General features: G+C 55.4%; 4 protein-coding genes and 3 pseudogenes. All 7 read right to left on the reverse strand.

Annotation, left to right across the window (positions count from 1 at the left end; translation table 11 throughout):
• Window positions 1-148 (reverse strand): DUF905 family protein (locus tag FHC49_RS04930; RefSeq protein ID WP_220439018.1); only part of this gene is annotated, 148 nt, incomplete at its 3' end.
• Window positions 149-238: 90 nt separating this feature from the next.
• On the reverse strand, window positions 239-3,706 hold the full coding sequence (locus tag FHC49_RS04935) for an AIDA repeat-containing protein (RefSeq protein ID WP_220439016.1): 3,468 nt from the start codon (window positions 3,704-3,706) through the stop codon (window positions 239-241).
• A gap of 60 nt (window positions 3,707-3,766) precedes the next feature.
• Window positions 3,767-4,450, reverse strand: a complete 684-nt coding sequence (locus tag FHC49_RS04940) for a YafY family protein (protein ID WP_001135318.1) — start codon at window positions 4,448-4,450, stop codon at window positions 3,767-3,769.
• A 226-nt stretch (window positions 4,451-4,676) separates the two neighbouring features.
• The gene (locus FHC49_RS04945) at window positions 4,677-5,504 is read right to left on the reverse strand and encodes a DUF932 domain-containing protein (protein ID WP_000197390.1); all 828 of its coding nucleotides are present in this window, start codon (window positions 5,502-5,504) and stop codon (window positions 4,677-4,679) included.
• Window positions 5,505-5,595: 91 nt separating this feature from the next.
• Window positions 5,596-6,240: pseudogene (locus FHC49_RS04950) on the reverse strand (GTPase family protein); the annotation flags it as partial.
• Between the two features lie 52 nt (window positions 6,241-6,292).
• Window positions 6,293-6,574: pseudogene (locus FHC49_RS24610) on the reverse strand (GTPase family protein); the annotation flags it as partial.
• Between the two features lie 106 nt (window positions 6,575-6,680).
• Window positions 6,681-6,926 (reverse strand): annotated as a pseudogene (locus FHC49_RS04955) (hypothetical protein); the annotation flags it as partial.

Genomic DNA, 6,926 nt, shown 5'->3' on the forward strand with positions numbered 1-6,926 from the left:
AGACCATCCGGCCTTCAGTATCACGAACCACCAGACGGAAGTGACTGCCCTGGTCGTCTTCGAGTGTGATATTGCTGTACGTGGTAGTGACCGCTTGCGCTTGTCTCCGGGTGAAGGGTCCCGGTGGCAGTAAGTGAGATTCAGGCATATGCCTCCTTAAATGCAAAAAGCCCCTGTTGCCAGAGCAACAGGGGCTGTGAGGACTACTGATACCACTCTGGTTAGAGTGGCAGGATTATCAGAAGGTGACTTTCAGTGTGGCCTGACCGTTGTAACCGTCAACGCTGTTACCGCTGACGCTGCGGGTATAACCGCCCTGCACGCCCAGTGTGACATTCTGCCGTACTCGTGCGTCAATACCCGCCTGCAGGTCAAGCGACGAGCCTTTCTGAGACGGGGTGAAGCTGACATTGCTGCCTGCAGTCGCCGTGCCCATGCTCATATCGCCATCGGAACTGAACGTGCGGATGACCGACGGACGTACCCACCAGTTCACCGGAAGCTCACTTGCGCTGCGCTTCATGCTGTCAGCAAACCCTGTGACCGCAGAGGTACCCTGACCGAAGTCCATTTCAGACGAACTGCCAAAACGGATACCGGCGCGGACATGCTGCGCACTGCCGTCACCAAAGTTCACGTAACCGCCGTTGTCATGCCCATCATCCAGAGACAGTCCTTGCCAGATGTACTGCAGTTGTGGCTCCAGCACCAATCCCTGACTGATGTTAAACGGTAGACCGGTTTCCACAGAGGCCAGCCAGCCAGTGCCGTCAGTATCAAAACGGTTATCCGAAGAGTTGGCTTTCAGGCTGTGACGGGAGCCTTGTGCCACGATATCTGCCCACAATCCACTGGCATCATGAACTGCTGTCAGATAGCCGCCGATGCTGTACACCGTGTCACGCACGCTGCCTGCTGCAGAGCGATCGTCGTTTTTCACATCCACCGACGATTGGCCTACTGCGCCATACAGACCAGTGGTTAGGGAAAGTGTACCGGTATCATGCTTGAACAAGTCACCACCAAGCTGCATAAAACCGTAGCTGCCGCTGCTTTCCGGGGTGTCGCCCTGTGCAATGCCGCCGTTACCATCACGCCCGGTATGCCCGCCCTGAATACGTCCCCAGATCCCTTGGTCGTTCACGGCGCTGCTGCGCTGACTGTATGTTCCCGCCAATGCACGGTCGTAATCCATACTCTGCGCAAACAAAGAGGCGTACAGCGCCACTTCGGCACGGTAACCCGCTTCACTGGTGAGGTACCAGTTTTCATCGGCACTGCCGTGGCTCAGGGTGTAGTTGTACGCCCCGGCCTGCAATTTGCGGCCCAGCGCAAAGGCTCCGGCTTCAGTGGTGGCTCCGTTAATCGCATCCACCACTTTGATGCCGTTGCCGGTTGTTGCTAGGCCCAGCCCTGCATCACCGGTATGGGTGAAGTTCAGCCAAGTTTTGCCGGTTGCCTGTCCGCCGTCAATGACCAGCATATCGGTCGGGAAGGCCGGGTCATCAAGACGAATCGACATGTTGATGGTGCCGTTACGGCCCGTCAGATTGGTGACCGTCAGTGTTTCCGGGACAAATTGACTACCGGTGGCTGGAGTAAAACTGATGGTTCCGGCGTTATCGAGGTTATCGAGCACCGATTTCACTGCCGCCCCACGCTGAATATTCCAGCTGGCAGCGCTGTCGAGGGTGACGTCAGTCGGGTCAATCGCGCCGTTCATCACCGAGTTGCCAGTCAGGCGCACTTGGGTACCAGACTGTGCGATGATATCGCTGTTGATGATCGCATTGTTCAGCGCCAGCGTTCCCTGATTCAGGGTTACCTGTGACTGAGACAACGTGCCATTGCTGACCGTCAGGGTACCGTTACCCTCTTTGAGTAATTGCCCGTCACCACTTACCGAACCGCTGATGGCTGCGTTACCGTTGCTGAAGTGCAGTTGTCCGCTATTGGTGGCACTCCCTGTCAGCGATGCACCGTCGCCAAATGTGGTGGTACCAGTAAGCGTGCCACCTTGGGCCACATTCAGTGTACTGCCTGCACCCACTGTGGTGTTATCCGCACTGCCGTTACCCAGTACCGTGAACTGACTGCCGTTATCAAGACGCAGGTTGCTGGCCTTACCGGTTGCGCCGTCAATGCCGAATGCGCCGGTGGTGTTCGTACCGCTGACCGTTGCACCGGTATCGGCAATCAGCACACCGCCGTCATGCATTACGATGTTCTGCGCCTTACCACCGGTCGCGACGGCCAGAATACTGCCCTGATTAACCGTAGTGGTATCGGCGATGCCATTGCCTAGTACATCAAGACGCCCGCCGTTTTCCAGCAGGACATTGGTAGCGATATGCGTGGTGCCATCAATGAAGAAATCCCCAAGACTGTTCGTCCCGGTAACCGTGGAATCGGTGGTCGCCCATAATGCACCGCCCTGTTTGATGACCACATCCGTCGCGGAAGTGCCCGCATCCACCGACAATATGCCATCCGCTTCCACTGTGACGTTATTCGCCGACCCGGCCACTGCCGTTTTCCCGGCAACAGGTTCATCCTGCCAGATGGACACTTCCAGCCGACCACCACGATTCACGACCGAGCCGATAGCTGTACCACCGGCAAAAACCGACTGTACCCCGCCATTATTGATGGTGGTATTTTCCGCACGTCCACCATCCACCATCTGATACGACAGGTCGGTCAGCAATTCGCCGGAGGGTGAATCATCACCGATAGTGGTGTTCAGGGCAGAGCCACCAGCCTGCACACTCTGCGAGGATGCGCTGTTGCCGTTTGCCACCTCGGTGCCAGTACCATTAAGGATAGTGGTATCCGTTGCCGTCGCTCCGTTCTTCACCACCTGCCAGCCGTTCTGGCTAATCACTGTACCTTCGGCGCTGGCACCTTCATGAACGTACTGGAAGCCACCTTCCAGCAGGGTATTAATTGCCGAACCGTGCACACTCTGGTCGCCGTCCGCTTTAATCACTGTGCTGGTAGCGAGGCCACCAGCGGCAATAATCTGACGACCATCGTTATTAATGGTGGTATCAGTTGCGGTACCGGCAACCCACTGCCCGTCGTTGTTCTCTGCATCGGGACCACCCTGTGCTCCGGTATTCACCACACTACCGGTAGCCTGCGCTCCAGCTTTTACCAGCTGAGCCCCGTCTTTATTAATGATCGTGCCGGAGGTAATACCGCCGCTGTGTACCCACTGTGTACCACCGTCAAGCGTGGTATCTGAAGCTTGACCATGCACGCTCTGACCACCACCGCTGTTGACTGTGGTGTCTGTGGCGCTGCCGCCAGCCAGTACACCCTGCAGCCCGCTATTATTAATGGTGGTCTGGTTTGCCACGCCCCCCGTCTGTACCCACTGACCACCGCTGTTGTCATCATTATCAGCACCGAACTCCAGGCCTGTGTTGATGACTGTGTTGTTTGTCTTACCGAAAACGATCTGTGAGTCGTGATTGCCGATCACCGCACCATTGACTACCTCACCGGCCGCTACCGTACGGGTGTTTCCCGGCGCATCATCAGCCAGTGCCGCAGGGCTTGCCACCAGTCCGGCAACTGCCAGCGCGAGAACAGCAGTGCTGCGCTTTCCTTTTGCTTTTGCCAATTCTGAGACAACAACAAATGCTCCCAAAACTTCGTTCCATACCAGCCGGTAGCTGGTGTTCAGGTTTCGCTTCATCATAAATACCTTGTTGTGTGTAGAATTTCCCCTAAAAGGGTATCGGCAAGAAGCTGATTTCCTTTAGGTTGTAGTTATGTTGGTGATTGCCTGTTGAATAAACTGAAAATGCGGCAGTGCTCGGATAAAACTTAAATCTTCTGTCAGTCGGTAAAAGCGCTCGTTGCGTTTAAAACTCTCAGTGAGGGGCTGCACAAGGTGAATATCACTGAGCGAAAACACCACCGGACGGTCGTGATGCTCCGCAACCAAGTACCAGTGGCTCTGCTGGGCAATCAGCCTGTAAGGGGCCAGTCTTTCGCAACGATTTCCGTCAGTCAGCAACGTGACGCGCTGGCAGGTGGTAATAGCCTGTACCAGCCGGTAAAAGGACAGCTGGGTCGCAGGTGAGCCCACAGAAACCGCATCTCCGGTCAGGCAGGGGGCACCCTCGCAGTTCAGCAGCAGGCTCACCAGCCGACGGTCCAGCCCCGGAAAGAGGCCGGCGATGCCGGTACGGTGGGCAAACGTCAGGACATCCAGCTCGCCCTGCGGCCCGGCCCCTGTCCGTAGGCGATAGCAGCCCTGATGGCATTCGAGATCCAGATAAATCAGCCGTTCACGAAAGTCTCTGTAGAGGGTGCGGACTGACACGTCAAACTCGGTCGCGAGCTTTTGCATATCCAGCGTTTCACCCGCTACGAGGCGGCTGATAATCAACGACAGCCTGACCGCCAGTCTGTCGTAGCGACGCTCTGTCGGTGGCATGATGGTTCCTCCGTGCAGGTTAACCGGTTGAAAGACATGAGATTCTAAAGGAGGGGGTTGTCAGGATATGTCTGTTGGAGCCGCTATTTTGAGGGAGGCCTGAAGCCTGAATCTGTCAGGCCTGCGCCATTTTTCGGTGAAATACTCGGCAAAAATTCCCACCAAAAATGACAGGGAGTGTCATTTATTAACACCGCCGTAACGTTATCTGATGCAAAGTGTGAACTCACGCAGGCCGAAAACCACTGAGCATCGCTTCCGCCATCACCCACAGTGCCCGGTTAAGCTTCACATCACCGTCTATGCCCCGCACGGCACGGGTATGCGTGCGCCCGCCTTTTGCGCTACGACCACTGAGCCCGCCCTTAATCAGGTTCTCCTGAATACGCTGGTACGTGGTCCACAGGTCGTTACTCTCATCCTGCCAGCGGCGCGGGGAGAGCACCTGTGACGGCGCAACCGGCTGGTGGTCCTCCCCGAACCGGTACGTCAGTGCAGCCTGTGCCAGTGCCTGTTGCGCAGGAGGCTGCAACAGCAACGACTGCATCGCATCCCGCTTCTCCTCCACACGGTCAAAAATGCCCAGTACCTCATACGCGCCTTCAATTACCTGACTCACCACGTCCCCCTTGTGCGGCACCCGCACCTCGCCAAACGACTCACCACAGACGAGCCCGTTCTGACAAACTGCGCGAAATAGTCCCGGCAACATCTGGTACGAACTGGTGCCATCATGTGAATTCAGCAAAATGATTTCCGGCACCTGCTTACCGGTAATCTGCCCCTCCCGACGAAGGCGCAGCATATGCTTTGTATGTTCACGACGACCCGGGTCACGCACGCGGGTCTGACAGGCAAAGAATGGCTGGAAGCCTTCTCGCTGTAGGCTGTCGAGCAGGGAGATGGTGGGTATATAGGTATAACGCTCACTACGGGACTCGTGTTTGTCCTCACTGAATACACTGGGCACTACGCGAAACAGCTCTTCACGGGTTAACGGACGGTCGCGACGGATAAGGTTTGCTGCGCCAAAGCGCGAAGCCAGACGGGTCATAAGCAGACTCCTCATAATGGGAAAACAAATAAAAGAAATCCCCGTCGCATCGGCGACAGGGGCAGGGAAGTAACAGGGATGGGTTAAATACTCAGAAGAAGAAATCCCAGACGGCACGGGCCACTGACACCACGGTGGTGCGCACGGCCTGAATGACGGCCCGCACCGGGGCGGGTATCAGGGGAAAGGCACTGATGCTATCGAGTACGGCCCCGATGGTTTCACCAAAATCGCTACGAGCCTGTTCCCGGACTACCGTCGTGCGAAAGGAAGACTGGAGTTGCGACACCACCGGGCTGGTGGCCTCACGTGGCAGGCACTTAATCATTCGCTCGGCCATCACCCGCAGTCCCCACTGAAGACGGACCGACACGGCACACACCGGATGTACGGGCTGGAACAGCTCATGCAGCAGACAGATTTTACGGCTGATATTCTGCTTCTGCGCCGTGGACAACGGTCCCCCACCGCTGGTGGGTTCGGCCTTATCCGACTGGCTGATAACAAACAGCACCTTATGCCGGTATACCTCTCCAATCACCTGATGATAAAAATGTTCATCCACCGCCAGCGCCCGGTCATCGGCCTTAATCAGCCACAGAACCAGGTCGAGCCGGGGGAGTTGTTCGCGGTACATCGCAGCATACTCGGTATCGCGAGCACCACTTTCGCCCACGCCGGGCAGGTCCACCAGCGTCATATAGCGGTCGCCGACTTGCAGGCGAAAGCGCAGTGGCTTGTTCGCGGTACATCGCAGCATACTCGGTATCGCGAGCACCACTTTCGCCCACGCCGGGCAGGTCCACCAGCGTCATATAGCGGTCGCCGACTTGCAGGCGAAAGCGCAGTGGCTCACGGGTACATGCAGCCACATCGCTGACCGGTGATATATCTCCGGCAAACAGGGCATTGCACAGACTGCTCTTCCCAACACCGGTTTTACCCATAATGCCGATCACTGGCTCGTAGCGGGTTAACTGATTTATCTGCTGCAATATACGTTCAGACACCCACTGTGGCAGACCAGCGAGCGATTGCTGAAACGGCTTCAATCCTTCAGAATTGTTCATTACTACTCCTCTGAAAAATAATACAAAAACGGCAGAATCGTGAGATTCCACCGTTAATCTGGTATGTTCAAAGGGATGATATATATCTGAAAATTATTAACTTGATCTACTTTTTGTCTTTTTTACGTGATGAAACAGCCTGCTGCCAAGCATGCTTCATTTTCTGAATAAAGAAATATTTTTCTTCAACTCCAGTGTCCCAACTATCCATGCATGCAATGATCATCTGTATTCTCATTGCAGTGTTATATGGTTTTAAATAAAAGGGGATCATATTTTTATTTCTCAGATACTCCCAGCAATAGATAGCTTGCTTTTCATCTTTTTTATCTAGCCAGTCATAATCAGTAAG

Origin of the sequence: Kluyvera sp. EC_51 (assembly GCF_019584505.1) — a bacterium.
Classification (GTDB): Bacteria; Pseudomonadota; Gammaproteobacteria; order Enterobacterales; family Enterobacteriaceae; genus Kluyvera; species Kluyvera sichuanensis.

Bases quoted from the DNA above. Each gene is read 5' to 3' on its own strand.
- FHC49_RS04945 (WP_000197390.1), bottom strand. From the start codon at position 5,504: ATGACCCGTCTGGCTTCGCGCTTTGGCGCAGCAAACCTTATCCGTCGC.
- FHC49_RS04935 (WP_220439016.1), bottom strand. From the start codon at position 3,706: ATGATGAAGCGAAACCTGAACACCAGCTACCGGCTGGTATGGAACGAA.
- FHC49_RS04940 (WP_001135318.1), bottom strand. From the start codon at position 4,450: ATGCCACCGACAGAGCGTCGCTACGACAGACTGGCGGTCAGGCTGTCG.